This window comes from Caulobacter segnis (assembly GCF_029543125.1).
Taxonomy (GTDB): Bacteria; Pseudomonadota; Alphaproteobacteria; order Caulobacterales; family Caulobacteraceae; genus Caulobacter; species Caulobacter segnis_D.
In genome coordinates this window covers 22,298-47,612 of record NZ_JARQWW010000005.1, presented here as the reverse complement: position 1 = coordinate 47,612, position 25,315 = coordinate 22,298, and the positions used below count along the sequence as shown (strand labels likewise).

The window sequence follows — 25,315 nt, the reverse complement described above, 5'->3', positions numbered from 1 at the left end:
CGATCAAAGAGCGGCGTTCTATGCATCCGCAGCCGCCGATTGCGCGCATGGCTAGCCGGCAGCGAGGGGTGAACTGCTTACTATGTGCTTACTAGCACTTTTATCCGGAGAATTTTGGGAGGTGTGGTGACCCTCCCAACCCTTTGCAGGGATTGGGAGGGTCGTGGTGCCGCCGGGCAGGATTGAACTGCCGACCTCAGCCTTACCAAGGATGCGCTCTACCACTGAGCTACGGCGGCGAAGAGGTGCGGCGTATAGCGAAGACCGGCGGGGAGGTGAAGCCCGAAATCGATCAAAAATGATATTGACCGAAAAGACTCACCGCGAGACCGCTTCAGGCATGACCGAGAACAAGGAAAAACCCGATCCGAAAGCCGAGCGCGACGCCAAGCTGGCGCAGGCGCTTCGAGCGAATCTGCGCCGCCGGAAGGCGGGCGCCGCCGTGACGCCGAAAAAGTCGGGGGCCGACGAGGCCTGAACAGCGATTTTCAATGTGAAGGACTTGTGGGGGCGCCCCTTGCGTAGGGTAGAACCGCTCCTCACATCGGCCGAACCGCAGCTTTAGGCGGCGGTTTCTGGGCTAGGGGACGAATTTGGATCGAATCGCCATCACCGGCGGCGCTCAACTGAACGGGGAGATCCCGATCAGCGGCGCCAAGAACTCGGCAATCAAGCTCATGGCCGCCAGCCTGCTCACCGACGAGCCGCTGCGCCTGACCAACATGCCGCGTCTGGCCGACACGCGATTCCTCGGCAAGCTGCTGACCCGCCTGGGCGCGTCCGTGGACGAGAAGACCGGCGATCAGGGCGCCGAGACCGTCCTGCATGTGCCGGAGATCGTCAGCGCCATCGCGCCTTATGATCTGGTCCGCCAGATGCGCGCCTCCTTCAACGTTCTGGGTCCGCTGGTGGCCCGCACGGGCCAGGCCAAGGTGTCGCTGCCGGGCGGCTGCACCATCGGCGCGCGTCCCGTGGATCTGCACCTGCAGGCGCTGGAGGCCCTGGGCGCGAAGATCGACCTGCATGAAGGCTATGTCTTCGCCCAGGCCCCCCGAGGCCTGAAGGGCGCGGAGATCACCTTCCCGTTCGTTTCGGTCGGCGCGACCGAGCATGCCCTGTTGGCGGCCGTCCTCGCGAAGGGCGTCACGGTCCTGCACAACTGCGCCTGCGAGCCGGAGATCGGCGATCTCGCCGAGTGCTTGAACAAGATGGGCGCCAAGGTGGAGGGGGCCGGCACGCCGACCATCACCATCACCGGCGTGGCCAAGCTGGGCGGCGCGACCCATTCGGTCATTCCCGACCGCATCGAGATGGGAACCTATGCCGTGGCGGCCGCCATGGCCGGCGGTGAAGTGCGCCTGACCAATTCGCGTCCGGGTCTGATCGACGCGCTGCTGAAGAAGATCGAGGAAGCCGGCGCCGGCGTCACCGAGACGGCCGACGGCGTCATCATCAAGCGCAATGGCTCGCGCCTGAACGCGGTGGATGTGGAGACCGGCGTCTATCCGGGCTTCGCCACCGACCTGCAGGCCCAGTTCATGTCGCTGATGACCACGGCCAAGGGCGAGAGCCGCATCCGCGAGACCATCTTCGAGAACCGCTTCATGCACGTGCCGGAGCTGGCGCGCCTGGGCGCCGACATTTCGGTGTCTGGCGGCGAGGCGGTGGTCCGCGGCGTCGAGCAGCTGGAAGGGGCGGAGGTGATGGCCACCGATCTGCGCGCGTCTGTCAGCCTGGTGATCGCCGGGCTGGTGGCGCGCGGCGAGACGGTGGTCAGCCGCATCTATCACCTGGATCGCGGGTTCGAGCGCCTGGAGGAAAAGCTGGGCAATTGCGGCGCCCAGGTGCGCCGCATCCACGGCGAGCCGGACGAGCTTTAGCCATGGCTTCCGCACCCCTTCGACTTCTGGCTCATGACGACGGCGATCTGGCCGTGATCTCCGCCGCGCTTCAGGACGCCCTGTCCAAGATCGGCGACATCACCTGGGAGCCGTCGGCCAAGCGTCTGACCCTGGCCTTCAACCGCTACCGCTGGGAAGCCGGCGGCAAGGGTAAGGGCGGAGAGCGCGTGCGGTCCGCCCTGCAACTGGCGCACGTTCAGTCTGTCCAGGCCCGCAAGCTGCGCCGCGACGCCAAGGGCGCGGTGGTCGAACTGCTGTCGATCAGCTTTGAGGCCGGGGCGGCGCCGGGCGGGACGATCCTGTTCAATTTCGCGGGCGGCGGCGATCTGCGCGCCGAGGTGGAATGCATCGACGCCATCCTGGCGGACGTGTCGGAGCCGTGGCGCACGAGCCGCACTCCGGGCCACGACGTCTGAGGCCGCCTTCGCCAGCCGGGCTTGATGTTGTATAGCCCGGCTCATGCGCCGGTTCCGATCTTCCGACCCCGACTTTGAAACCCGCTTCCAGGCCTTCGTGGGCGAGCAGCGTGGTTCGCCTGACGATGTGGGTGCGGCGGTCCGCTACGTGCTGCAGAACGTGCAGAACGAGGGCCTGCCCGCCGTACTGCGCTTCGCGCGCCAGTTCGACAAGGTCGAGCTGACCGAGGAGACCATCCGGGTCACGCCGGAGGAGATCGCCGCCGGCGCCGCCGAATGCGATCCGGAAGTCCGCGAGGCGATCCGCATCGCCGCCGCGCGCATCAAGGCTTTTCACGAACGCCAGAAACCCGCCGACCAGCGCTTCATCGACGAAGCCGGGGTGGAGCTGGGCTGGCGCTGGACGCCGCTGGAGGCCGTGGGCGTCTATGTGCCCGGCGGCCGTGCGGCCTATCCGTCGACCGTGCTCATGAACTGTGTCCCGGCCCAGGTGGCGGGCGTCGACCGCATCGCCATGGTCACGCCCCCGGGCAAGCTGCAGCCAGCGGTTCTCGCCGCCGCCCAGGAAGCCGGCGTCACCGAGATCTGGCGCGTGGGCGGGGCCCAGGCGGTGGCCGCCCTGGCCTTTGGGGCGGGGCCGATCGCTCCCGTGGACAAGATCGTCGGTCCGGGCAACGCCTTCGTCACCGCCGCCAAGCGCCAGATCTACGGCGTGGTGGGCATCGACGCCCTGGCCGGGCCGTCGGAGATCGTCGTGGTGGCTGATGGAAAGAACGATCCCAGCTGGATCGCCGCCGACCTGTTGTCCCAGGCCGAGCACGACCCGGCCGCGCAATCCATCCTGATCACCGACGATGAGGCCTTCGCCGACAAGGTGGAGCAGGCTATCGCCGCCGAGCTGGAGACCCTGGCCACCGCCGAGGACGCGCACGAATCCTGGAAGAACCATGGCGCCATCATCATCGCGCCCCTGGCCGACAGTCCGCGCCTGGTGAACATCCTGGCGCCGGAGCACGTTGAGTTCGCCCTCGACGAACCGGAAACCCTGTCCAACCAGGTGCGCCACGCCGGCGCGATCTTCCTGGGTCGGCATACGCCCGAAGCCATCGGCGACTACATCGCCGGCTCCAACCACGTTCTGCCCACCAGCAGGGCCGCGCGGTTCCAGTCAGGCCTGTCGATCTACGACTTCCTCAAGCGCACCTCGATCGTCAAATGCGATCCCGCGTCCTTCGCGCGGCTCGGTCCGCCGACGGTGGCCCTGGCCACGGCCGAGGGGCTGCCGGCGCATGCGCGTTCGGCGGCGGTGCGGCTGAAGAGCTGATGAGCGGACCGCATGCGCTAAAGACCGTCGAGATCGACGAGGAATCCCTGGCCGCCGCCTCGCGCGACCAGGAGCAGGAGCGCCAGGTCGCGATCTATGACTTGCTGGAGGCCAACAGCTTCCAGCCGGAGGGGGCGGACGGCGGGCCCTATGACCTGAAGATCTCGTTGGTGGAGAACCGCCTGGCCCTGGACATCGCGGGGCCGGACTTCGCCTATCGACACCTGCTGTCGCTCTCGCCGTTCCGGACGGTGATCAAGGACTACTTCATGGTCTGCGAGAGCTATTACCACGCCATCCGCAATTCGACGCCGCAGCAGATCGAGGCCTTGGACATGGGGCGGCGGGGTCTGCACAACGAAGGCTCGTCGCTGTTGCGCGAAAGGCTGGACGGCAAGGTGCAGCTCGATTTCGACACCGCCCGCCGCCTGTTCACCCTGATCTGCGCCCTGCACTGGCGGGGCTGAGCCCGTGGTGGAGCTCCCCGGGGCGGTCCTGTTCGCCTGCAACTTCAACCGCGTGCGTTCCCCCATGGCCGAAGGCCTGCTGCGCCTGCGGTTCGGGGATCGAATCTTTGTTGATTCGTGCGGGCTGAAGGCCGACCCGGCGGGACGGACGGCGGATCCCTTCGCTCAGGCGGTGATGGATGAGGTCGGATTCGACCTTTCCACCCACCGGGCCAAGACCTTCGGCGAGCTGGAGGACGAGTCCTTCGATATGGTCATCTCGCTCACGCCGGAAGCACATCACCGGGCCGTGGAGATGACGCGGGGACGAGCGGTGGAGATTCTCTACTGGCCTACCGTAGATCCCACCCTCGCCGAGGGTTCACGTGAGGGCGTGATCGAAGCCTACCGCAGGGTGCGCGACGACCTCTCCGCCGCGATTCATCGCCGCTTCGGCACGACATCGACGTTCGGCGGCTGAGCAAGCTATATGGCGGCGCCCGCCGTCCGAGGATTCATGAGCAAGACTGACAAACCCCGCCCTGAGCTGGTCCTGGCCAGCGCCAGCCCGCGCCGCCTGGATCTGCTGCGTCAGGCGGGCATCGAGCCTGACCGCGTGGCCCCGGCGGATATCGACGAGAGCCCGCTGCGTGACGAGACGCCCCGTCGCCTGGCTCTTCGCCTGGCGGTGGAGAAGGCGGCGGCCGCAGCGGTTCACGCCCCCGAGGCCGTGGTCCTGGGCGCCGATACGGTGGTCTGCGTCGGCCGCCGCGTCCTGCCCAAGGCGGAGACAGAGGCGGAGGCGCGTCAGTGTCTGACTCTATTGTCCGGCCGGGCGCACAAGGTCCTGACCGGAATCGCCGCCGTGGCGCCGGACGGCCGCAAGGCCTCGCGCCTGGTGGAGACACGTCTGCACGTCAAACGCCTGACCAAGGCCGAGATCGAAGCCTACGTCGCCAGCGGCGAATGGAAGGGCAAGGCCGGCGGCTATGGCATCCAGGGACGGGCCGGGGCGTTCATCCTGAGCCTGGAAGGCTCTTATACGGGCGTGGTCGGCCTGCCGCTTTATGAGACCGTGAATCTGCTTTCCGGACTGGGGTGGCGCGCATGAGCGAAGATCGTTGGCTTTTTCTGGATCGCGGGATTGGCGAGACGCGCGGCCTGATCGTTCATGACGGCCGGCCGGAACGTCTGGTCATCCAGCGCGACGGCGATGATCCGATCCTCACCGAGGGCGCGCGCTCCGTCGCCCGCGTGCGCAAGATAGAGAAGGTGATGTCTTCCGCGTTCCTGGAGCTGCCGGGCGGCGCGGAGGCCATCCTGGCGCTCAAGTCCGACATGCCGCCGCTGGTTCAGGGCGGTTCGGTGGAGATCGAGATCAAGAGCGAGCCGCGCAACGGCAAGCTGGCTGTCGCCCGCTTCATCGCCGAGGCCCAGGGCGCGCCGCGCGTCACCGCCGCGCCAGGCGACCTGGCCGAGCAGTTGATGCTGTGGGCGGGCACGGACGAGGTGTTCGAGGGGCCCGAAGCCCGTGCCGCCATCGACGAGGCGGAAGAAGAAGTGCTGCTGACCGTCCACGATCTTCCCGGCGGCGGCACGATCAGCATCGAGCCGACCCGGGCGCTGATCGCGGTCGATGTCGACCTGGGTGATCGCGGCGGACAGGATTCCAAGAAAGTGACCCGCCAAGCCAATATGACGGCTCTGACCGTCGGCGCGCGGCTGATGCGGCTCAAGGGGCTGGGCGGACTGGTGGTCTATGATCTCGTCGGACGGGGCCATGACGGGCATGCTCTGCTGGGTGTGGCGCGCAAGGCGTTCGCTGCGGACAATCCGGGCGTGGCCATCGGCGCCATCAGCCGCTTCGGCACCATGGAGATGACGATCCCGCGCCGGAGGCGTTCGGTGCTGGAAATCTTGCGCGGGCCGGATGGGCGGCTGACGAACCAAACCCTCGCCCTTCGTCTCGTGAGAATGATCGAGCGGGAAGGGGCCTCGTCCCCCGGCGGGCAACTTCGCGTCTTCTGTTCGCCCGCCGTGGCCAAGGCGGTGGAGCCCTATTTGCCCGCGTTGCGGAACAAGCTGGGGGCGCGTTTCGAGGTCCAGGCCTCCGATCGAGGCGGCCCTGAGCACCTTGAGGTGTTCAGCAAATGAGCAAGGGCTGCCCAATCTGCTCCAAGCCGACCAATCCGGCCTTCAAGCCGTTCTGCTCGAAACGCTGCGCGGACGTCGATCTGCAGCGTTGGTTGGTGGGAAGCTACGCCGTCCCCGGGGCCGGCCGAGAGGACGAGGAAGAAGGGGCGTCAGCACCTTTTTCGCGAGACGAAGAATAAGATGCCGGACCGGCTGGACAGGCCGGATCGTCTCTTCTATAGACGCGGCTCCCGCGAACGCGGGAACGCCTTTGGGGCCTGATTTCACGGCCTCGAAGGGGATAAGCCTGGGTAGCTCAGTTGGTAGAGCAGCGGATTGAAAATCCGCGTGTCGCTGGTTCGATTCCGGCCCCAGGCACCACCTCCCGCAAAAAATAGATTCAACCCGCCAGTGCGGCTTTTCGCCCGCGTTGCGTCTTACGCGGCCGCAATGCGGATCATGCCGATCGGGGGGAATTTTTGCTGTTTTACGACAGTTTTGTTTTGTGCAGCGCAATGAACCTAACGTCGTTAGGTCGCTCTCGATGAAATATCTATCGTTCGAGACCCTTGACGATGGGGCAATGGTTCGCCAAAGGACCAAGACCGCAATTCTGACATTGCGGTAATTCTCGGATGGCCCTCGGGCCGTTCGGGGCCCTCGCGCCTTCGAAACGCGGTTCCGGCCTTCTGGTTCGGCTCAGCGTTGCGGGTCGGGCGCAGCGAAGCGGTGTTGGGAGTAGAGCTCAAACTAACGAAGTGACGCTTCTCAACATGTTCGTAGGGTGGAGACGCTTTCGCGCGACGACCCTTGTGTCCAAACGTGCTAGACCAATCAGGAACTGGCGACAGATGCTCAACAAACGACTGACTACCATTCTTGGCCTCGCCGGCGCTGCGGCGCTCATGGCGGCCGCCCCGGCTCTCGCTCAGGACGCTCCTGCGCAGATCGCCCACGCCGGCAAGCTCACGCCTGTCCAGATGTTCCTTGACGCCGAACCGGTCGTTAAGGTCGTCATGATCGGCCTGGTGCTCGCTTCGGTGTTCTCGTGGGTGCTGCTGATCAGCAAGCTCTTCGAGTTCGGTGGCCTCAACAAGCAATCCGACAAGTACCTGGAAGCTTTCCGCGGTGCGAAGTCGATCGCCGACATCGGCCGTCTCTCTTCCTCGGAAGAGTTCGAAGGCAACCCGATGGCCGACATGGCCGCCGCCGCCTCGTCTGAAATCGAACTGTCCCGTCAAGCGGGTCTGCAGGTTTCGGGCGCTCACCGTGACTCGACGCTGGTTCGTGTCCAAACCGCCATCAACGCCGTGCAAGCCAACCTGGCTAAGCGTCTCGGCGGCGGGATGACCTTCCTGGCTTCGGTCGGTTCGGCTGGTCCGTTCATCGGCCTGTTCGGCACCGTGTACGGGATCATGAACTCGTTCATCGGCATCGCGAACACCAACACGACCAACCTGGCCGTCGTGGCCCCGGGTATCGCTGAAGCGCTGCTCGCCACCGGCATCGGTCTGTTCGCCGCTATCCCGGCGGTTATCTTCTACAACTACTTCCAGACCCGCATCTCGGCCTACGGGACGCGCGCTGAAGGTTTCGTGGCTGAACTGACCAACGCACTGTCGCGTCAGCTCGACAAGGGGGCCTAAGACCTATGGGCGCCAAACTCTCAGGAGGGGGCGGCGGTAGGTTCAACGTCGAACAGAACAGCGAGATCAACGTCACGCCGTTCGTCGATGTGATGCTGGTTCTCCTGATCATCTTCATGGTGGCGGCTCCGCTAGCCACCGTGTCGGTGGAAGTGGACCTCCCGCCTGCGGTCGCGAAAGCGTCGCAGAACCCGCCGAAACCGGTCTACATCTCGATCCAGTCCAATGGGGCGATCTACATCGGGGACTTCGAAACCTCGGTGGACACCATGGGCGAGGATCTGAAGAAGAACGTGGGCCGTCGCGACCCGACCAAGGAGCGCATTTACATCCGTGCTGACAAGCAAACCCGCTACGGGGCTTTCATGCAGGTGATGAATACGCTTCAGGACAACGGGTTCTATAGCGTGGCGCTGATCGGCGCTGACGCGGCTGCTTCGTAGGGGTGCATGGTTGAATGGCTGAAGAACAGCAAGAACCCAGGCGTCACTACGATCCGCTGACGGCGGACGGGGGCCCGAAAAAGAAGGGCCTCGGCGCCTTCGGTATCGGTGTGCTCGTCGCTTTCGGGCTTCACGCCCTCCTCGGGGTCTACCTGTGGAAGGTGAAGTTCGAGCCGAAGTACAAGGAGTACTCGGACGAAGCGGTGAAGGTGGACGTTATCAAACCGCCGCCGCCGCCGCCTCCGCCGCCTCCGCCGCCGCCGCCGACCAACGAACCGCCGCCGCCGGCTAAGGTTCAGCCGCGTCCGCCGGCAAACGTCCCCCCGGACGTTACGCCGCCGCCGCCGCTGCCGATCCCGCCGGTGAAGGAACGGGTCGAAAGCCCGGCTCCGCCGGTGATCTCGACGGCTCCGCCGGCCCCGGCGGCTCCGCCGCGGCCTTCGGTGATCACGAACCCGGACTGGCTGCGCAAGCCGAGCGGTGACGACCTGGCTCGTTACTACCCGGACCGCGCGCAGCGGATGGAAATGAACGGTCGCGCGACCATCTCGTGCCAGGTGACCTCCAAGGGCACCCTGGAGAGCTGCTCGATCGTTTCGGAAGACCCGGCCGATTACGGCTTCGGCGACGCCGCCATCAAGCTGTCCCGCATCTTCCGGATGCGTCCGAAGACTAACGACGGCGCGCCCGTCGAAGGTGGCACGGTTCGGATCCCGATCGTCTTCCGCGTGCCCACCTAGGGTCCGCGAGAGCGAACAAAAAGAACGCCCCGGAGAGCAATCTCCGGGGCGTTTTTCTTGGTATAATCCGGCCTTGAAAGGCGCCTTCGTGCTTGATCCGAAGCGCCCAGGAGACTAAAGGACACCCCTCGCGAATGCGCCGCCTTAGCTCAGTTGGTTAGAGCGCTAGATTGTGGCTCTAGAGGTCCTCAGTTCGAACCTGAGAGGTGGTACCATTCGCTTGATGAGGCCCGGCGGCGACGCCGGGCCTTTCTCGTTTTAAGGCCTACGGAGGGGCTGTGGGCTGATAGGGCTCCCCCGGAGGGGGCAGAGGCGTTCAAGCCGCTTCGGCGCGCCACGGCCAGCCTCTGACGCGTGCAAACCGAGCTCATGCTGCTTCGGGCATAGAAAAAGGCGGGCGCCCTGTGGACGCCCGCCTCCATTCAGAGCGGCTAGAGGATTGAGCGGCTTCTTATTCCGCCGCCGGGGTTTCCCAGCCGCCGCCCAGGGCCTTGAACAGGACGATCTGGTTGGTGGTCACGGCGGCCTCCGACTGGGCCAGCTGCGCCTCCAAGGAGGCGAGGGTGCGCTGGGCGTCCAGGACGGTCAGGAAGCTGTCCACGCCGGCGTCGTAGCGCATGCGCGCCAGACGCAGGGCCTCGCGGCTCTGATCCCTGCCGCGGCGCAGGGCCGAGCGGCGGTCCAGTTCACGCGCGTAGGCGGACAAGGCCGTCTCCGTCTCCTGCAGGGCCACGAGGTTGGCTTGCTCGAAGGTCGCCAAGGCAGCGTCAGCTGCCGCGCCGGCCTGCTTGATGCGGGCGCGGGTGGCGAGGATGTTCGGGAAGCTCCAAGAGATCAGCGGCCCGACGCTGAAGGTGTAGTCGTCCAGCAGGTCGCCAGCCTTGAGCGCGGTCGAGCCGATGTTCCCGCCCAGGGTCACCTGCGGATAGAGCGCGGCGGTGGCCACGCCGATGCGGGCGGTGGCGGCGGCCAGGCGGCGTTCGGCCTGGCGCACGTCCGGGCGGCGGACCAGCAGGCCGGCGCCGTCGCCCACCGGAATGGCCGAGGCCACTTGCGGGATGGTCGTGCAGTCGCGGGCGCTGACCGGGATCTGGGCCGGCGGCTGGCCGGTCAGGACCGCCAGGCGGAACAGGGCGGCATCCTTGGCCGCCAGCAGGGGCGGCAGGGTGGCGCGGGTGTTCTCCACCTGGGTGGCCGCGCGGGAGACGTCGAGGCCCGTGCCGCGTCCGTTGTCGAACTGGCTGCGGGTCAGGCCCAGGGTCTCCTGCTGCAGGCCGAGGGTGCGGTTGGCCACCTCGATCTGCACATTGGCGGCGCAGGCGTCGGCGAAGGCCCGGGCGGTTTCGGCCGCCACGGTCAGGCGGGTGGCGTCGAGCGCCGCCTGGGCTGCGTCGCGATCGGCGCGGACGGCTTCGATGTTGCGGCTGACGCGGCCGAAGATGTCGACCTCGTAGTTCATGTCGAAGCCGGCGTTATAGACGTCCGCCTCGAAGGGCGGCGTCCCGGGCTGGACCTGCTGGCGCACGCTGCGGACAGAGGCCGAGGCGGTCGTGGTCGGCAGGCGGCCGGCGCGGGCCTCGCTGAGCGAGGCGCGCACCTGGGCCAGGTTCGCCGAGGCCACGGCGATGTCCTTGTTGGCCTCCAGCGCCTGGGCGACCAGGGCGTCGAGGGCCGGGGCCTGGAACAGCCGCCACCAGTCGCCAGCCGGAGCCGCCTGGGTGAAGGCGGGATTGGCTGCGCTGACGAAAGCGGCCTGGGTGGGGATGCTCTCGGGCTTCACGTAGTCCGGGCCGACCGCGCAGGCGGTCAGGACAGTGGCGGAGGCGCTCATGATGAGCACGCGGGAGAGGCGGCGCATCAGTGGGCTCCGTCGTTGTCGGTGACCGGGTCGTGCGGCGTGGAGCCGCCCGTGGTCGGGTAGGTCCGCTCCTTGGCCGCCGGCTTGGGCAGGCGCTGGGCGATCCAGCGGCAGAGCACGTAGAACACCGGGGTGAAGATCAGGCCGAAGAAGGTCACGCCCAGCATCCCCGAGAACACCGAGGTGCCCAGCGATTGGCGCATCTCCTGCCCCGGACCCGTCGCCAGCATCAGGGGCACGACGCCCAGGATGAAGGCGAAGGACGTCATCAGGATCGGACGCAGGCGCGTGCGGGCGGCGGTCACGGCCGCCTCGAAGCGGTCCTGGCCATCCTGCTCCTCGGCCTGCTTGGCGAACTCCACGATGAGGATGGCGTTCTTGGCGGCGAGGCCGACGAGCACCACGAAGCCGATCTGGACCAGGATGTTGTTGTCCAGGCCGCGGATGTTGACCCCTATGATGGCCGCGAGAATGCACATCGGCACGATCAGGATCACCGCCAGGGGCAGGGTGAAGGCTTCGTACTGGGCGGCCAGCACGAGGAACACGAACACAACGGCCAGGCCGAAGATCAGGGCGGCGGTGTTGCCGGCCGCCTTTTCCTGGAAGGCCAGTTCCGTCCACTCGTAGCTGAACCCCTTGGGCAGGGTCTGGGCGGCCATGGCCTCCATCTTCTCGATGGCCTGAGCCGACGAGACGCCGGGCGCAGCCTGGCCCTGCAGCTCAGCCGCCGGGAACAGGTTGAAGCGCACCACGCGCACCGGACCGGTGTCGTCGCGCAGGTTGGCCACTGAGCCGAGCGGGACCATGCCGCCCGAGGTCGAGCGGACCTTGAGGTCGCCGATGTCGGCCACGTCGTCGCGCTGGGTGGGTTCGGCCTGGGCGGTCACGCGGAAGGTGCGGCCCAGCATGTTGAAGTCGTTGACGTAGTTCGAACCCAGATAGGTGCCGAGCGTGGAATAGACCTCGCTGGGCTGGACGCCGAGCAGCAGAGCCTTGTCGCGGTCGATGTCGGCCGCGATGCGGGGCGAGCGGGTGTTGAATTGGGTGAAGACCTGCTGCAGTTCCGGGTCCTGAGCCGCGGCGCCCATCATGGCGAAGGCGGCGCCTTCCAGGGCCGGATAGCCGGCGCCGGAGCGGTCCTGCACCATCATCTTGAAGCCGCCGCCGTTGCCCAGACCCTGGACGGGCGGGGGCGACAGGACGAAGACGCTGGCTTCCTGCACGGCGCCCATCTTCTGCATGATGGCGCCGGCGAGGTTGTCGGCCGACAGGTCGGAGCCGCGCTCTTCCCAATCCTTCAGGCGGACGAACATGGTGCCCGCGTTGGAGGCCTGCGAGAAGCTGGCGCCGTCGAGGCCCGCGAAGGAGGCGACGCTCTCCACGCCCGGCATTTCCGAAACGGCCTTGGCCGTCTGGGCGAGCAGGGCGTCGGTGCGTTCCAGCGAGGCGCCGGGAGGCATCTGGACGACGCCGATCAGCACGCCCTGGTCCTGCTGCGGGATGAAGCCGGCGGGGGTGGCGCCCAGGCGCCAGCCGGTGACCAGCAGCAGGCCGCCATAGACGATGAGCACGATCATGCTGGCGCGGATCAGGCGGCCGGTGAGGCGGCCGTAGCGGTCGCTCAGCCAGTCGAAGCCGTCGTTGAAGCGCTTGCCGGCATACTGCAGCGGGCGCAGCCAGCGGGGGCCCTGGTTCTCGTGGCCTTCCTTGTGCGGCTTGAGCAGCAGGGCGGCGAGGGCGGGCGACAGGGTCAGCGACACCAGCAGGGAGATCAGCGAGGCCGCGGTGATGGTCACCGCGAACTGGCGATAGAACTGCCCTGGGATGCCGGAGACGAAGGCGGTCGGCACGAACACCGCCGTCAACACGAGGCCGATGGCGATCAGGGCGCCGGACACTTCGTCCATGGTCCGGTAGGCGGCCTCCCTGGGGGTCATGCCCATCCTGAGATTCCGCTCCACGTTCTCGACCACGACGATGGCGTCGTCGACGACGATGCCGACGGCGAGCACGAGGGCGAACAGCGACAGGGAGTTGATCGAGAAGCCCAGCGCCAGCTGCACCGCGAAGGTGCCGACCAGGGCGACCGGGATGGCGATGATGGGAATGATCGCGGCGCGCCAGGTCTGCAGGAAGACCAGCACCACGATGACCACCAGCACGATGGCTTCCACCAGGGTGTGCTGCACAGACTCCACCGAGGCGGCGACGTATTCGGTGGGGTTGTAGGGGATCGAGTAGCTGACACCCTGAGGGAAGGTCGCCTTGGCTTGCTCGACCGTGGCGAGCACGCGGTCAGCCGTGGCCAGGGCGTTGGAGCCCGGCTGCTGGATGATCGCCATGCCGATGCCGCGGTTGCCGCTGAAGTAGCCGCGGATGCCGTAGTCCTGGGAGCCGAGCTCCACACGGGCCACGTCGCGGACGCGGGTCACGCGGCCGTTGGCGTCGGTCTTGATGACGACGTCGGCGAACTCTTCCGGATCGGACAGGCGGCCTTCCACCTGGACCGGCATCTCCATGGCGGTGTTCCCGCCGAAAGGAGGCTGGCCGACCGAGCCGGCGGCCACCTGCACGTTCTGGGTGCGCAGGGCCGTGACGATCTCGCTGGCGGTCAGATCACGCGCGGCGGCGCGGCTGGGATCGATCCAGACACGCATGGAATAGAGGCCGCCGCCGAACACCTGCACACCGCCCACGCCCTCAATGCGCAGCAGTTGGTCGCGCAGCGTCGCGTTGGCGTAGTTGCCGATGTAGTCGATGTCGGTGTTGGGATCCTTGCTGGTCAGGGCGACCAGCATCAGGAAGCCCGTGGACTGCTTGTTCACCTGCACGCCGATCTGGCGCACCTGCTCGGGCAGGCGCGGCTCGGCGAGGGCGACGCGGTTCTGCACCAGCACCTGGGCGGCGTCGAGATCCGTTCCCGGCTTGAAGGTGACGGTGATCTGCGCCAGGCCGTTGGCCGACGACGAGGTCATGTAGAGCATGTCCTCGACGCCGTTGATCTCCTGTTCGATGGGAGCGGCGACGGTCTCGGCCAGGATCTCGGCGGAGGCGCCCGGATAGGTGGCGGCGACCGCGATCGTGGGCGGCGCGATCTCGGGATACTGGGCGAGCGGCAGCAGCGGATAGGCGAAGGCGCCGATCAGGCTGATGAACACCGAAATGACGACCGCGAAGATCGGTCGGTCGATGAAGAAGTGCGAAAGGCGCATGGGTCGCGGGCTCTACTGGACCGGCGTCGCGGTTGCGGCGGGCGTGGGCGCGGCGAGTTGCGGCGGGGCTTCGCCGCCGGCCTTGCGCGAGATCGTCGAATTGACGGCGGTGACCTTCTGGCCCGGCTGGGCGCGCTGGATGCCGTTGACGATCACGCGGTCATCCGGACGAAGGCCGGTCTTGACCACGCGCAGGCCGCCGCTGAGCGGGCCGAGCTGGATGGGCTTCACCGTGACGGCACCGTCGCCGGCCACCACATAGGCGACCTTCCGGGCGCCGTCGGCGACCACGGCTTCTTGCGGGATCAGCATGGCGTTGTAGGCGCCGGAGCCTTCCACGCGGGCGCGGCCGAACATGCCGGGCTTCAGGAAGCCGTTGGGGTTGTTGACGACGGCGCGCATGCGGAACGAGCCGGAGCTGGCGTCCACCGCGTTGTCGGAGAAGTCGACCGTGCCGTTCCAGCGGTACTCCGCCTCGTCCTGCAGACGAACCTTCACCTGTCCCCCGGCGCGGCCGGACTGGCGTTGCTGGGTCAGGAGCTGGGCTTCCGAGGATTCGAAGACGAAGTGGATGGGGTTGGTGGAGACGATGGTGGTCAGCACGTCGGCGTTGGACGTGCCGCCCGAGATGACGTTGCCGGCGTCCACGCGGCGATCGGAGATCGTGCCGGACACCGGCGCGGTCACGCGGGTGAACTCCAGGTCCAGCTCGCGGGCGCGCAGGGCGGCGTCGGCCACCTGGGCGGCGGCGCGGCGGGTTTCGAACTCCTCGCGGGAGATGGCCGTGGCGGCCAGCAGGCTTTCGGCGCGCTTCAGGTCGTTGCGGGCCTGGTCAGCCTGGGCCTTGGCGGAGGCGACGGCGGCCTGGGCGGGGCGGGGGTCCAGGGTGAAGAGCAACTGGCCCGCCTTCACCTGCTGGCCGTCGCGGAAATGGATGGCCTGGATGTAGCCGCCCGCGCGGGCGCGGACCTGGACCGACTGCGGCGCCTCGAAGCGGCCGACGAAGTCGTTCCAGTCGACGACGCGCTCCTGAAGGGGCGTTGCGACAGACACCTGGGGCGGACCGCCTTGAGGCTGAGCAGCCTTCGGACCGCAGGCGGTCAGGACGATTCCGGTCGCGCCGATGGCGGCGACGGCGAGGATCTTGCGCATTCTATTCCCCAGTTTGAGCTTCCGTAAGGGAAGCCCATGTCAACAGGCGGTGACTTCTAGCCCGACTTGGGGTATGTAAGTCAACAGTCGTTGACGCGAATGACAGACAATTTAGGAAAGAGCCTTTGACGGACGTGGGTGCTTCTCCCCGAACGCGCAATGCCGCGGCTACCCGAGCCGCCATTTTAGGCGCCGCTCGTGCGCGATTCTCACGTGAGGCCTATGACAGTGTCGGCGTCAGGGACGTGGCGTCGGACGCCGGCGTCGATCCGGCGCTGATCTCCCGCTACTTCGGCTCGAAGGAAGATTTGTTCGTCGAGGTCTGCAACACGGGCGACCCCAGCGACCTGTTCGACGTGGAGCGCGATCAGTTCGGCGCCCACGTGGCGCACATGATGCTTCACGAGCCGCAGGACAGCGAGAAGCTCGACTGCTTCCTGATCATGCTGCGGTCGTCCGCCTCGCCCAAGGCCTCGGAGGCCATCCGCGTCATGGGCCGTGATCGCTTCTACGACCGGCTGGACGCCTATATCGGCGGCGACAGCGCCAGGGTGTGCGCGCGGATCGTCGGCGCGATCATCATGGGGCTGAGCATCTCCCGCGCCCTGGTCGCCGACTTCGATCTCGATGAAGCGCAATTGACGGACATGGAGCGCCGGCTGGCCGACATCATCCAGCGCTGCATCGACTAGGCGATCGGGAACAGTCTCACCACGACGGAGCGCGCCGAAGGACCCGGCGCGGAGAGACGCAGCTCGGCCGGCGTCTTCAGAAGGATGGCGTCGCCGGCGTGCAGGGCCTTGGCCGTATCGCCGACGCGCACGCTGAGATCATCCACGGCATAGACCAGGGCAGGGGGATCCACCGGGAATGAACGGGGCGCCGAGACTGTCAGGCGTTCCGCAGTGGCGCGCCAGTGACCCCGGCGGACGAAGATGTTCAGCACGCTGGCGCCGGAAGAGGTGCGCGCCTGGATTGATGTCTCGCCCGGAAAGGACAATGGAGAGGTCGCGGCGTCGATTTTGACGGCCGGCCCTTCATTGAGCCTCAGGCTCATGTCGCCGTCGACGACGGTGAGCACGCGATCAACCCCCGGAAATGAGGAGAAAGGTCCATCCTGCTCCACCCGGGCCAAGCTTGCGCGCCAGTCCATGTCCTCGAAGTTCGCGCCCTGGGGACTGACGACGATCTCAGCGGTCACACCGCCGCCGTTCCGCCAGGGACTGACGATTCGATCCGAATTACGAAAAATCTGCACGGCGCCTCCAACTCACTCGCGCGCGTAACGGCGTTGTCCGAATCGTGATGCGCTGGGCAAGGCTTGACGCAGGGGGGCCTGATCGTTGCTTTGCCGGCATGGACCAACGAGTCGTAATCGCCGGCGGCGGAGCCGTCGGACTCGCCACGGCGGCGATCTTCGCACGCCATGGCGTCAAAGTCGTCCTCTGTGACGCCGCCGCCCTGGGGGACAATGCATCCGGCGTCGCTGCCGGGATGCTGGCTCCCGCCATGGAGACGGCCTTTGACGTCGCCTCCGCCGGGCATTTCCGGATGCTGGCCGAGGCGCGCGATCTGTGGCCAGCCTTCGCACAGGTCCATGGTGTCGAACTTGATTTTTCCGGGGCAGTCGCGGTCGGCGCGCCCGACGTCGTGGAGACGTGGGCTGCGCGGCTGACGGAGGCTGGCGCGCCGTTCGAGCGGCTCACCGCCGAGGAAGCCGCGGGCCTGGTTCCGGGAATTGCGCCTGGGCTGGGCGGCCTGAGGTCGCGGGAAGATCTGCGCCTAAGGTCATTGCAGGCCCTAGCGGCCTTGCGGGATTCCGCCGGGGCCCACGGCGCCGAGTTCATCGCCGCTCAGGTCGTCGGCTGGGACGGGCGCGAGGCGTTGCTCGACGACGGTCGGAAGATCGCAGCTGACAAGCTGGTCATCGCTACCGGCGGCGGGCACGGGCTGGAGGCCGTCGCGCCGGAACTGAGCACCGTCCTGCCGATCAAGGGCCAGATCGCCCAGGCGCGGGATGTGATCGTCGACGGACCCGTGCTGCGCGGGGAAGGCATCTATATCTGCCCGTCGCCTGATGGTCTGATCGTCGGCGCGACCATGGAGCAGGGCCGCGCGGACCGGGATGTGGACCCGGAGGTGATCGACGCCCTGACCGCGCGGGCGACACGTCTGTTGCCAGCGCTTGACGGCGCAAAGTTCGAGGCGTCGGCCGCAGTACGCGGGGCGACGGCGGATGGTCTGCCGCTGGTGGGACCGGTGGTGGCTCCGGGCGTCATCCTGGCGGTCGGCGCGCGTCGCAACGGCTGGCTTCTGGCGCCGGTCATCGCCAATATGATCGCTGCTTATGTGAACAACGAAGACGCCGGCCCCTTGGCCGCCCGGTTCGACCCGAGGCGGTTCTAGGAGACCGGCCGCGCAAGGGGGATGCATGACCGGTTTCGGGCTGACAGAAGAACAGGAAGCCATTCGCGACGGCGTCGCCCGGGTCTGCGAGCGTTTCGACGACGAGTACTGGCGCAAGACCGACGAGACCGGCGCCTTTCCCGAAGCCTTCGTCGCCGCCATCGCCGAGGGCGGTTGGCTGGGTGTCGCCATGCCGGAGAGCGTCGGCGGGGCGGGCCTCGGCCTGACCGAGGCGGCGATCATGATGCAGACCGTGGCCCAGTCGGGCGCGGGCTTTTCCGGCGCCTCGGCGATCCACCTGAACATCTTCGGGCCCATGCCGATCGTGAAGTTCGGCACGGCCGCGCAGCGCGACCGCCATCTGCCGCGCCTGATCAGCGGCGAGGACAAGATGTGCTTCGCGGTGACGGAGCCGAACTCCGGCCTCGACACCTCCAGCCTGGAAACCCGGGCCGAGCGTACGAGCGACGGCTATGTCCTGAACGGGCGGAAGATCTGGACCACGGGCGCCCAGAGAGCCAACAAGATCCTGATCATCGCCCGCACCACGCCGAAGGATCAGGTCGCCAAGCCGACCCAGGGGCTCAGTCTTTTCTACACCGATCGCGAGAAGATCGAGGCCAAGCCGATCCCGAAGATGGGCCGAAAAGCCGTTGAATGTAATATGCTTTTCATCGAGGACCTGCATGTCCCCGCGGAGGATTTGATCGGCGATGAGGGCAAGGGGTTCTCCTACCTGCTGCACGGCCTGAACCCGGAACGGGTGCTGTTCGCGGTGGAGGCGGTGGGGCTGGGACGGGCCGCCCTGGCCAAGGCCGCGACCTACGCCAAGGAGCGCGTGGTGTTCGGCCGGCCCATCGGCCAGAACCAGGGGGTGGCGCACCCGCTGGCCAAGTCCTGGGCCGAGCTGGAGGCAGCCAGCCTGATGGCCTTCAAGGCCGCCGCGCTCTACGACGCCGGCCAGGAATGCGGGGCCGAGGCGAACGCCGCCAAATACCTGGGGGCGGAGGCTGGATTCCACGCTTGCGAGGCGTCGGTCCTCGCGCATGGCGGCATGGGCTACGCCAAGGAATACGACGTGGAGCGCTATTTCCGCGAGGCGATGATCGCCCGCATCGCGCCGGTCAGCCGCGAGATGATCCTGAACTACATCGCCGAGCGCGTGCTGGGCCTGCCCAAGAGCTATTGAGCAGGCCCCCGCGTCTAGTCAGCCGCGTTGAAGCGGATCGGGATGCGGACCTGACCGCCGTCCACCGTGCGGCCGTCCTCGGTCTGAGGCTTCATCTTGAAGAAGCGGGACAGCTTCACCGCCGCCGCGCCGAAGCCTTCGCCGGCGGGGGATTCGTCGACCACGGCGCAGTCGGCGACCGCGCCCGCCGCTGTCACGCGGCAACTGATCGTGGCGCCGCCGGACACGCCGCGCCGCTGAGCGGATTCCGGATAGAAGCGTGACATCTCGGCCGCGCCGGGACGCTTCAGCCAGGTCGGCCGGATGATGACCGGCGGGGCGGGCGGAGCGGGGGGCGCGACCGTCGGGATGGGCGGTTGGAGAAGAGTGGTGACCGGGCCCAGGTCGATCGGTCCCGGCGGGGCGATGATGGCCGGCGTGGTGATGTCCGGAATGATCGGGTTCGGCGCGGCTTGATGCAGGTTGACCGTCCTGGGCGGCGTCACCTGCGGCGTTGAGGGCGGGGGAGGCGGCGGGGCGGGGATGTACCGCTCCAGGCTGATGATCTGTTCCGGCGGGCTGAGCCGCGCCTCGGGCAGGACGAACTTTCGATAGTAGAGATAGACGCCCAGCGCCGCGTGGACCGCGAGCGAGGCGCTCAGGGCGATCACCGCTCCACGGGACAGGCGAGGGCGGGCATGCTCGGCGCGCTCCCACGGTGGGACGGAGAAGGCGGGTTGGACGACCATGGCGAACCTCCCTGTCGTTGTGGCCGTCTTCACGCTCTCACGGAAAACTACATTCGTAAATCAATAAATCTACATTTGTAATCCGGTGAATGCGGCAATATCTGCCGGGCAAGCTCGGCATGGTTAAGTTGGCGTTAACCATATTGGCCTGATCCAAGGTCCATGACCGTGCAGTCCATCCGGGGAGTCGTCGAGACCGCCATCCAGCGCGCATCCAGCGCGACGGGGGTCGACTTCTCGTTCCTGATGAAGACCGCCAAGCGCGAGAGCGGCTACAACCCGACCGCCAAGGCCGGGACGTCCTCGGCGGCGGGCTTGTTTCAGTTCGTCGACCAGACCTGGCTCTCGACCCTGAAGAAGCACGGCTCCAAGTACGGCTACGCCCGCTACGCCGACCTGATCAGCCAGGACAATTCTGGCCGCTTCCACGTGGCCGGCGGGGGAGAGGCTCGCAAGGCGGTGATGGGCCTGAAGCTCGATCCGCACGCCGCCTCGCTGATGGCGGGAGAGCTGGCGTCCGATCATGCCTCCTACCTACGCGGCCGCACCGGCCGCACGCCGACATCGGGCGAGCTCTATGCGGCCCACTTTCTTGGTCCCAAGGGCTCGGCCAAGCTGATCGAGGCGATGGACAGCCGGCCGGAAGCCAGCGCCGCCGCTCTGTTTCCGGAAGCCGCCCAGGCGAACCGCTCGATCTTCTACCGCAACGGCCGCGCCGCCACGGTGGGCGAGGTCTATGCAAACCTGACCCGTACCGGCGGCCCAGAGCAGGCCCTGGGCGAGCGGGAGCCGACCGGATTCATTCAGTACGCCTCGGCCCGACGGGACGACCGGGTCCAGCAACAGCAGGCCCTGGTGGAGTTCATCCTGCGCGGCTCGCAGAAGAGCAACGATCCGTTCGATCTGGCCATGGGCGATCAGGGTTCGACCCGCGGCCTGGGCGGATCCCTGTTCACCTCCGAGATGCTCCGTGTGCTGGCGGAAGCGAACAAGACCAAGACCTAGGCCGCGGCCTTTCCGGCGATCATCGCCGTGATTTCATCCTCGCCGTAGCCGAGCTCTGACAGAACCTCGCGCGTGTGTTGGCCGAGCTTTGGCGCGGGGCCTTTCGGTCCGTCATCAGCGCCCGGGAAACGCGCGGGGCCTCCGGGCGCCGTGAAGGCGCCGCCCGATCCGTCGGGCGTCTGAACGAAGCAGCCGGCGGCGTGTGCCTGAGGGTCCTGCACCAGTTCGGCCGGCGTCTGATAAGGGCCCCAGGTGATGTCCGCCTCATCCAGCGCCCTGGCGGCGTCGGCATAGGGCAGGGCGGCGAAGGCTTCATCCATAGCGGCGACCAGGGCCGCGCCGTTTTCACGCCGGGAACGTGCGTTGGTGAAGCGCGGGTCGTCCACAAGATCGGCGCGTCCCGCCGCCGCGGCGATGCGCGGCCAGTCGGTGGAGCCCTGGCGCGGCAGCAGGCAGATCCACTTGCCGTCCGCCGTTCGGAAGAAGTTGGCCAGGGGCTGCACCGCCTGCTCGCGCGGCCGGGTGGACGCGATGCGGCCCATCTTCAGTTGGATCGCCATGTCGGAGCCGATGGCGTAGACGCCCGCCCGCAGGAGCGAGGTCTCCACCAGCCGCCCGACACCCGTTCGCCCTCGCTCGATCACCGCCGCCAGAATCGCCGAGGTGGTGGCGAGGGAGCAGACATGGTCACCCATGCCTGTGCGGATGGGGAAAGGCTCGGACCCCTTGGGCGCGGTGAGGGAGCCGACGCCGGCCCGGGACCAGAAGGCCGCCACGTCCATGCCTGGCTTGTCGGCGTCCGCGCCCTCCAGGCCGTAGCCGGTCAGGCTGCAGTAGATCAGGCGCGGATTCTCGGCCCGCAGGGTCTCGTGATCCAGCCGGGCGCGTTTCAGGGCGCCGGGCCGGACATTGGTGAGGAAGATATCGGCCTGCTTCGCCAGGCGGACCAGCACCTCGCGCCCCGCCTCGGTGCGGATGTCCAGGGCGATGCCGCGCTTGCCGCGGTTATCCAGGTCGAAGACCGGATTGTCCGGATTGTCGGAGCCGATGGTGTCGAAGAACCGGCGCATGGGATCGCCGTCCATCGCCTCGACCTTGATCACCTCGGCGCCCCAGTCGGCCATGATCCCCGCCGCGCCGGGGGCGGCGATATAGGTGGCGAATTCGACGACCTTCAGACCTTCCAGCACGCGAGCCTCCCTTATGTTTTGGAGGCATAGTGGCATGGCGGCGGGCGATGGAAACCCGCCAGAGCCTATTGCTGCTGTTGCTGCTGCTGGTCGTGGCGATAGGCCTCGCCGTCGGTGCGGCGGCGGACGCCGGCGAAGGCGGGGCGGGCGACGCGCATGAACTCCGGCTCGGCCAGGGCGGCGCGGGCGCGGCGGACGGAGACGCCCACGGCCAGCTGGCTTTCGGCATCGCCCTTGTACACGCCGCGCGACGGCGGCACGTCGGCGTAGTCGCGGCCCACCGCCACGGCGATGTGGCGCTCGCCCGTCAGCATGTTGTTGGTCGGATCGAAGCCGACCCAGCGCAGGGTGGGCAAGAACACCTCGATCCAGGCGTGGGTGGCGTCAGGATCGGAGCGGTCGCCGGCCTCTCGGTCGGTGAACAGGTAGCCTGAAACGTAGCGTGCAGGCACGCCCCATGACCGGCAGATGGCGATCATGATGTGCGCGAAGTCCTGACAGACTCCACGGCCGGCCTCCAGCGCCTCGTCGATCGGACTGTCGGCCTCGGTCACGCCGGGCTCGTAGTCGAAGGCGTCGTAGATCGTCTTGTTCAGCAGACGCAGGGCGGTCAGCGGGTCGCGACGGCGCAGGTCGGCGATGTCGTGCTTCTCCATGAACGCCTGCAGCGCCTCGGTTCGCCGAGCGTAGCCGTGGTCATGCAGGAAGTCGAAGGCCTCGCCTCGGACGAAGTCGCTGCGCAGGCGGTCCCATTCGCCGGCGTCCAACGCCTCGGGCAGGATGAGGTCGGGTTGGGTCTCCACCGCAGAGCGGGCGACGATGGTCAGGCGGTCGTGCGGCTGCGGCACGTCAAAGTGATAGACGGCGTTGCCGAAGGTGTCGCCGTAGGAGAACAGCTGCGCGGCGGGCTCAAGGTCCAGCTCGAAGCTGACCAGCCGCTGGCGGCCGCCCTTCTGGGGCTGCATCCACAGCTCCATGACGCTTTCGCGCACCGGCTGGGCGTAGTGGTACTGGGTGACGTGGCGGACTTCGAGCAGCATCAGGCCGGCAATCTCAGTTCAAGCGGATAGGCGACGAAGGTGTCGTAGATGGCCTGGTGGATGCGGCCGCATTCGGTGACCACCTGGGCCAGCAGGCCGCTGGCGCCCATGGCCTCCAATTCCTCGACGTCGGCAAACTCCAGGCGGGCCTTCAGGCGGCCGGCCAGGCGTTCGGGATGCCCGCCGCCGACGCCGCTTTCCATGTGGCGCGCCACCTTGCTCAGGTGCAGCTCCATCTGGTTGGTGCTGAAGCGGATCGAACGCGGGAAGTCCTCGCTGAACAGCAGGAACTCCAGGATGTGGCGCGGCTCGATCTCGGCCGTATAGGCGCGCAGATAGGGCTCCAGCGCACAGGCCATGCGCAGCAAGCTCATCAGCGCGATGCGGTCAGTGGCGTGAACGGTGCGCGCCTCGCCGAAGCCGACCTCCAGCAGGCGGGCGATCAGCTGCGCCCGCTCCAAGTGCGCGCCCAGCATCAGGAACCGCCAGCCTTCGCCGTGGCTCATGGTGGCGTCGGCGGCGCCCTTGAAGGTGTGCAGGTCGGCGATGACCTCGTGCAGGAAGGCGGACGAACCGCTTTCAAAGGCGCGCTTCGCCTCGCTGCCGGTCATGCGCAGATAGAGCATGTTCAGCCGCTCCCAGGTCTCGGTGGTGATCTGGTCACGGACCTGGCGGGCGTTCTCACGCGCGCGGGCCAGGGACGAGACGACCGAGTTGGGGTCATCGCGGTTCAGCACCAGGCCCAGCGCCGCCTCATAGGGCGAGGCGGTCTTGGAGCCTTCCTCGTCGCCGAGGGCGGCCAGGGCGATGCGCGCCGCCTGCAGGCCGGCGTCGCTCTGGTCCAGGGTGGCGTTGAGCATCACGTCCGACAGGCGCGACAGGTGCTCGGCGCGTTCCAGATAACGGCCGGTCCAGTAGAGGCTGTCAGCCACACGGGCGAGCATCATGGCTGGACGCTCCCGCTGGCGTCGTCCGCCAGCACCCAGGTGTCCTTGGAGCCGCCGCCCTGGCTGGAGTTCACCACCAGCGATCCGCGGCGCAGGGCGACGCGGGTCAGGGCGCCGGGCGTCACAACGATTTTTTCGCCCGACAGGATGAAAGGACGAAGGTCCACGTGGCGCGGTTCGATCCGGCCGTCCACCAGGCAGGGCGCGGTGGAGAGCTGGATGGTCGGCTGGGCGATGTAGTTCTCCGGATCGGCCTTGATCGCCTCGGCGAACTCGGCGCGTTCCTTGGCGGAGGCGTGGGGCCCGATCAGCATGCCGTAGCCGCCCGAAGCGCCCACGGCCTTGACCACCAGCTTGTCGAGGTTCTCCAGCACGTGGCTGAGCTGCGCCGGTTCGCGGCACAGGAAGGTCTCGATGTTAGGCAGGATGGCGTCCTCGCCCAGATAGTAGCGGATGATATCGGGGACGTAGGCATAGACCGCCTTGTCGTCCGCAACCCCGGTTCCGGGGGCGTTGCAGATCACCACCGAGCCGGCGCGATAGGCGTTGAACAGCCCCGCGACGCCCAGCGCCGAATCCCGGCGGAAGGTGAGGGGGTCGATGAAGTCGTCGTCCACCCGACGGTAGATCACGTCGATCCGCCGCAGGCCGGTGGTGGTGCGCATGTAGACGGTGTTGTCATGGACCACGAGATCGCGGCCCTCGACCAGCGGCACGCCCATCAGGCGCGCCAGATAGGCGTGCTCGTAGTAGGCGGAATTATAGACGCCGGGGGTCAGAACCACGACCTGCGGATTTGAGCGCCAGTCCGCCGCCATGCTTTTCAGCGTCGACAGCAGGAGGTCGGGATAGCGCTCCACCGGCCGCACGCCCGCCGCGCGATAGGCGCCGGGGAAGGTGCGTTTGGCGGCGTCGCGGTTGGCCAGCATGTAGGACACGCCCGACGGCACCCGCAGGTTGTCCTCCAGCACCGCGAACTGACCGTCCTGACCGCGGATCAGGTCGGAGCCGCAGACATTGGCGTAGGCCTTGTGCGGCACGAACAGGTGCTGCATTTCGCGACGATAGGACGGGGCGCTGAGCACCAGCTCGCGCGGTACGATCCCGTCCATCAGGATTTTCTGCTCGCCGTAGATGTCGGCCAGGAACATGTTCAGCGCACGCAGGCGCTGGGTCAGGCCGGCCTCGATCCGCGCCCACTCCTGGGCGGGCAGGATGCGGGGAAACAGGTCGGTGGGGATGATCCGCTCGGTGGCGCTGTCGGCTCCATAGACAGTGAAGGTGATCCCCTGCAGCAGGAACGAACGCTCCTGGGTCTGCTGGCGGCCGCCCAACTCCTCGGTGGAGAGGCGCGACATGCGGGTGTGCAGGTGTGCGTAATGTTCGCGCACCTCGCCGCCGTCGGCGAACATCTCGTCATAGGCCGCGCCGGGCAGGTACGCCGCCTGCGTCATGGGCAGAACTGGCGTAGCGTCGATTTCCGACTGTTGGGTCACCGGGCTCAACGCTCTTGTCTCGTATTCAGCATCATCAATC

General features: G+C 67.4%; 25 protein-coding genes and 3 tRNA genes. 18 read left to right on the top strand and 10 right to left on the bottom strand.

Annotated elements, in window-relative coordinates; genetic code table 11:
• Positions 1-164: 164 nt before the first annotated feature.
• Positions 165-239, bottom strand: a tRNA-Thr gene (locus P7B02_RS15195).
• A gap of 101 nt (positions 240-340) precedes the next feature.
• On the opposite strand from P7B02_RS15195, the gene P7B02_RS15190 reads away from it, so the two are divergent.
• From P7B02_RS15190 to P7B02_RS15125, 14 genes are all read left to right on the top strand, one after another.
• Positions 341-478: a hypothetical protein gene (locus P7B02_RS15190; RefSeq protein WP_277787196.1), complete on the top strand. Its 138-nt coding sequence runs from the start codon at positions 341-343 to the stop codon at positions 476-478.
• Positions 479-593: 115 nt separating this feature from the next.
• On the top strand, positions 594-1,880 hold the full coding sequence (gene murA, locus P7B02_RS15185; RefSeq protein ID WP_277787195.1) for a UDP-N-acetylglucosamine 1-carboxyvinyltransferase: 1,287 nt from the start codon (positions 594-596) through the stop codon (positions 1,878-1,880).
• A gap of 2 nt (positions 1,881-1,882) precedes the next feature.
• Complete coding sequence (locus P7B02_RS15180; protein WP_277787194.1) at positions 1,883-2,317, top strand: DUF2948 family protein; 435 nt, start codon at positions 1,883-1,885, stop codon at positions 2,315-2,317.
• 43 nt (positions 2,318-2,360) lie between these two features.
• On the top strand, positions 2,361-3,641 hold the full coding sequence (gene hisD, locus P7B02_RS15175; RefSeq protein WP_277787193.1) for a histidinol dehydrogenase: 1,281 nt from the start codon (positions 2,361-2,363) through the stop codon (positions 3,639-3,641).
• The gene (locus tag P7B02_RS15170; RefSeq protein ID WP_277787192.1) at positions 3,641-4,108 is read left to right on the top strand and encodes a UPF0262 family protein; all 468 of its coding nucleotides are present in this window, start codon (positions 3,641-3,643) and stop codon (positions 4,106-4,108) included. The genes hisD and P7B02_RS15170 overlap by 1 nt, the downstream gene beginning before the upstream one ends.
• Positions 4,109-4,112: 4 nt before the next feature.
• Positions 4,113-4,568, top strand: coding sequence for a low molecular weight phosphatase family protein (locus P7B02_RS15165; protein ID WP_277787191.1), 456 nt, complete (start codon positions 4,113-4,115; stop codon positions 4,566-4,568).
• Between the two features lie 36 nt (positions 4,569-4,604).
• On the top strand, positions 4,605-5,198 hold the full coding sequence (locus P7B02_RS15160; protein WP_277787190.1) for a Maf family nucleotide pyrophosphatase: 594 nt from the start codon (positions 4,605-4,607) through the stop codon (positions 5,196-5,198).
• Entirely contained in the window at positions 5,195-6,241 is a 1,047-nt protein-coding gene (locus tag P7B02_RS15155) for a ribonuclease E/G (RefSeq protein ID WP_277787189.1), read from the top strand. Before P7B02_RS15160 ends, P7B02_RS15155 begins: the two co-directional genes overlap by 4 nt.
• The gene (locus P7B02_RS15150; protein ID WP_277787188.1) at positions 6,238-6,420 is read left to right on the top strand and encodes a DNA gyrase inhibitor YacG; all 183 of its coding nucleotides are present in this window, start codon (positions 6,238-6,240) and stop codon (positions 6,418-6,420) included. The genes P7B02_RS15155 and P7B02_RS15150 overlap by 4 nt, the downstream gene beginning before the upstream one ends.
• A 105-nt stretch (positions 6,421-6,525) precedes the next feature.
• Positions 6,526-6,601 (top strand) — tRNA-Phe (locus tag P7B02_RS15145).
• Between the two features lie 470 nt (positions 6,602-7,071).
• Entirely contained in the window at positions 7,072-7,866 is a 795-nt protein-coding gene (gene exbB, locus P7B02_RS15140; RefSeq protein ID WP_277787558.1) for a tonB-system energizer ExbB, read from the top strand.
• Between the two features lie 5 nt (positions 7,867-7,871).
• Positions 7,872-8,309: a biopolymer transporter ExbD gene (locus P7B02_RS15135; RefSeq protein WP_277787187.1), complete on the top strand. Its 438-nt coding sequence runs from the start codon at positions 7,872-7,874 to the stop codon at positions 8,307-8,309.
• A gap of 14 nt (positions 8,310-8,323) precedes the next feature.
• On the top strand, positions 8,324-9,049 hold the full coding sequence (locus tag P7B02_RS15130) for an energy transducer TonB (RefSeq protein WP_277787186.1): 726 nt from the start codon (positions 8,324-8,326) through the stop codon (positions 9,047-9,049).
• A gap of 138 nt (positions 9,050-9,187) precedes the next feature.
• Positions 9,188-9,264 (top strand) — tRNA-His (locus P7B02_RS15125).
• A 236-nt stretch (positions 9,265-9,500) separates the two neighbouring features.
• Here the strand turns inward: P7B02_RS15125 and P7B02_RS15120 are convergent.
• Genes P7B02_RS15120 through P7B02_RS15110 form a run of 3 tightly spaced genes read right to left on the bottom strand, consistent with a single transcriptional unit; the run spans position 9,501 to position 15,274 of the window.
• Positions 9,501-10,907, bottom strand: a complete 1,407-nt coding sequence (locus tag P7B02_RS15120) for an efflux transporter outer membrane subunit (protein WP_277787185.1) — start codon at positions 10,905-10,907, stop codon at positions 9,501-9,503.
• Complete coding sequence (locus tag P7B02_RS15115; protein ID WP_277787184.1) at positions 10,907-14,122, bottom strand: efflux RND transporter permease subunit; 3,216 nt, start codon at positions 14,120-14,122, stop codon at positions 10,907-10,909. The genes P7B02_RS15120 and P7B02_RS15115 overlap by 1 nt, the downstream gene beginning before the upstream one ends.
• A gap of 12 nt (positions 14,123-14,134) precedes the next feature.
• Positions 14,135-15,274, bottom strand: coding sequence for an efflux RND transporter periplasmic adaptor subunit (locus P7B02_RS15110; protein ID WP_277787183.1), 1,140 nt, complete (start codon positions 15,272-15,274; stop codon positions 14,135-14,137).
• Between the two features lie 134 nt (positions 15,275-15,408).
• Here P7B02_RS15110 and P7B02_RS15105 point away from each other — a divergent pair, with 134 nt between their 5' ends.
• Positions 15,409-15,966, top strand: coding sequence for a TetR/AcrR family transcriptional regulator (locus P7B02_RS15105; RefSeq protein ID WP_277787182.1), 558 nt, complete (start codon positions 15,409-15,411; stop codon positions 15,964-15,966).
• On the opposite strand, the gene P7B02_RS15100 is transcribed toward P7B02_RS15105, so the two are convergent.
• Complete coding sequence (locus tag P7B02_RS15100) at positions 15,963-16,532, bottom strand: HutD/Ves family protein (protein WP_277787181.1); 570 nt, start codon at positions 16,530-16,532, stop codon at positions 15,963-15,965. The two genes, P7B02_RS15105 and P7B02_RS15100, sit on opposite strands and share 4 nt — an antisense overlap.
• A gap of 98 nt (positions 16,533-16,630) precedes the next feature.
• On the opposite strand from P7B02_RS15100, the gene P7B02_RS15095 reads away from it, so the two are divergent.
• Both P7B02_RS15095 and P7B02_RS15090 read left to right on the top strand, forming a co-directional pair.
• Complete coding sequence (locus P7B02_RS15095; protein ID WP_277787180.1) at positions 16,631-17,680, top strand: NAD(P)/FAD-dependent oxidoreductase; 1,050 nt, start codon at positions 16,631-16,633, stop codon at positions 17,678-17,680.
• A 25-nt stretch (positions 17,681-17,705) separates the two neighbouring features.
• Positions 17,706-18,869 carry an acyl-CoA dehydrogenase family protein gene (locus P7B02_RS15090; protein WP_277787179.1) on the top strand — a complete coding sequence of 388 codons (1,164 nt, stop codon included), beginning with the start codon at positions 17,706-17,708 and terminating at the stop codon, positions 18,867-18,869.
• Positions 18,870-18,883: 14 nt separating this feature from the next.
• On the opposite strand, the gene P7B02_RS15085 is transcribed toward P7B02_RS15090, so the two are convergent.
• On the bottom strand, positions 18,884-19,597 hold the full coding sequence (locus P7B02_RS15085) for an energy transducer TonB family protein (RefSeq protein ID WP_277787178.1): 714 nt from the start codon (positions 19,595-19,597) through the stop codon (positions 18,884-18,886).
• Positions 19,598-19,759: 162 nt separating this feature from the next.
• Here P7B02_RS15085 and P7B02_RS15080 point away from each other — a divergent pair, with 162 nt between their 5' ends.
• Positions 19,760-20,602 carry a transglycosylase SLT domain-containing protein gene (locus tag P7B02_RS15080; RefSeq protein ID WP_277787177.1) on the top strand — a complete coding sequence of 281 codons (843 nt, stop codon included), beginning with the start codon at positions 19,760-19,762 and terminating at the stop codon, positions 20,600-20,602.
• Here the strand turns inward: P7B02_RS15080 and P7B02_RS15075 are convergent.
• The 4 genes from P7B02_RS15075 to P7B02_RS15060 all read right to left on the bottom strand — a co-directional run bounded on the left by P7B02_RS15075 (position 20,599) and on the right by P7B02_RS15060 (position 25,233).
• A complete protein-coding gene (locus P7B02_RS15075; protein WP_277787176.1) occupies positions 20,599-21,792 on the bottom strand; it encodes a CaiB/BaiF CoA transferase family protein in 1,194 nt (397 codons plus the stop codon). The two genes, P7B02_RS15080 and P7B02_RS15075, sit on opposite strands and share 4 nt — an antisense overlap.
• 65 nt (positions 21,793-21,857) lie before the next feature.
• The gene (locus P7B02_RS15070) at positions 21,858-22,832 is read right to left on the bottom strand and encodes a transglutaminase family protein (protein ID WP_277787175.1); all 975 of its coding nucleotides are present in this window, start codon (positions 22,830-22,832) and stop codon (positions 21,858-21,860) included.
• A complete protein-coding gene (locus P7B02_RS15065) occupies positions 22,832-23,779 on the bottom strand; it encodes an alpha-E domain-containing protein (RefSeq protein ID WP_277787174.1) in 948 nt (315 codons plus the stop codon). Before P7B02_RS15065 ends, P7B02_RS15070 begins: the two co-directional genes overlap by 1 nt.
• Entirely contained in the window at positions 23,776-25,233 is a 1,458-nt protein-coding gene (locus tag P7B02_RS15060; RefSeq protein ID WP_277787557.1) for a circularly permuted type 2 ATP-grasp protein, read from the bottom strand. The genes P7B02_RS15065 and P7B02_RS15060 overlap by 4 nt, the downstream gene beginning before the upstream one ends.
• Positions 25,234-25,315: the final 82 nt, after the last annotated feature.

Excerpts from the sequence above, each read along its gene's own strand:
- P7B02_RS15115 (WP_277787184.1), bottom strand. The coding sequence starts at position 14,122 with ATGCGCCTTTCGCACTTCTTCATCGACCGACCGATCTTCGCGGTCGTC.
- P7B02_RS15155 (WP_277787189.1), top strand. The coding sequence starts at position 5,195 with ATGAGCGAAGATCGTTGGCTTTTTCTGGATCGCGGGATTGGCGAGACG.
- P7B02_RS15160 (WP_277787190.1), top strand. The coding sequence starts at position 4,605 with ATGAGCAAGACTGACAAACCCCGCCCTGAGCTGGTCCTGGCCAGCGCC.
- P7B02_RS15085 (WP_277787178.1), bottom strand. The coding sequence starts at position 19,597 with ATGGTCGTCCAACCCGCCTTCTCCGTCCCACCGTGGGAGCGCGCCGAG.
- P7B02_RS15120 (WP_277787185.1), bottom strand. The coding sequence starts at position 10,907 with ATGCGCCGCCTCTCCCGCGTGCTCATCATGAGCGCCTCCGCCACTGTC.
- P7B02_RS15150 (WP_277787188.1), top strand. The coding sequence starts at position 6,238 with ATGAGCAAGGGCTGCCCAATCTGCTCCAAGCCGACCAATCCGGCCTTC.
- P7B02_RS15095 (WP_277787180.1), top strand. The coding sequence starts at position 16,631 with ATGGACCAACGAGTCGTAATCGCCGGCGGCGGAGCCGTCGGACTCGCC.
- P7B02_RS15130 (WP_277787186.1), top strand. The coding sequence starts at position 8,324 with ATGGCTGAAGAACAGCAAGAACCCAGGCGTCACTACGATCCGCTGACG.
- hisD (WP_277787193.1), top strand. The coding sequence starts at position 2,361 with ATGCGCCGGTTCCGATCTTCCGACCCCGACTTTGAAACCCGCTTCCAG.
- exbB (WP_277787558.1), top strand. The coding sequence starts at position 7,072 with ATGCTCAACAAACGACTGACTACCATTCTTGGCCTCGCCGGCGCTGCG.
- P7B02_RS15070 (WP_277787175.1), bottom strand. The coding sequence starts at position 22,832 with ATGCTGCTCGAAGTCCGCCACGTCACCCAGTACCACTACGCCCAGCCG.
- P7B02_RS15080 (WP_277787177.1), top strand. The coding sequence starts at position 19,760 with ATGACCGTGCAGTCCATCCGGGGAGTCGTCGAGACCGCCATCCAGCGC.
- P7B02_RS15090 (WP_277787179.1), top strand. The coding sequence starts at position 17,706 with ATGACCGGTTTCGGGCTGACAGAAGAACAGGAAGCCATTCGCGACGGC.
- P7B02_RS15065 (WP_277787174.1), bottom strand. The coding sequence starts at position 23,779 with ATGATGCTCGCCCGTGTGGCTGACAGCCTCTACTGGACCGGCCGTTAT.
- P7B02_RS15190 (WP_277787196.1), top strand. The coding sequence starts at position 341 with ATGACCGAGAACAAGGAAAAACCCGATCCGAAAGCCGAGCGCGACGCC.
- P7B02_RS15060 (WP_277787557.1), bottom strand. The coding sequence starts at position 25,233 with ATGACGCAGGCGGCGTACCTGCCCGGCGCGGCCTATGACGAGATGTTC.
- P7B02_RS15110 (WP_277787183.1), bottom strand. The coding sequence starts at position 15,274 with ATGCGCAAGATCCTCGCCGTCGCCGCCATCGGCGCGACCGGAATCGTC.
- P7B02_RS15170 (WP_277787192.1), top strand. The coding sequence starts at position 3,641 with ATGAGCGGACCGCATGCGCTAAAGACCGTCGAGATCGACGAGGAATCC.
- P7B02_RS15180 (WP_277787194.1), top strand. The coding sequence starts at position 1,883 with ATGGCTTCCGCACCCCTTCGACTTCTGGCTCATGACGACGGCGATCTG.
- P7B02_RS15135 (WP_277787187.1), top strand. The coding sequence starts at position 7,872 with ATGGGCGCCAAACTCTCAGGAGGGGGCGGCGGTAGGTTCAACGTCGAA.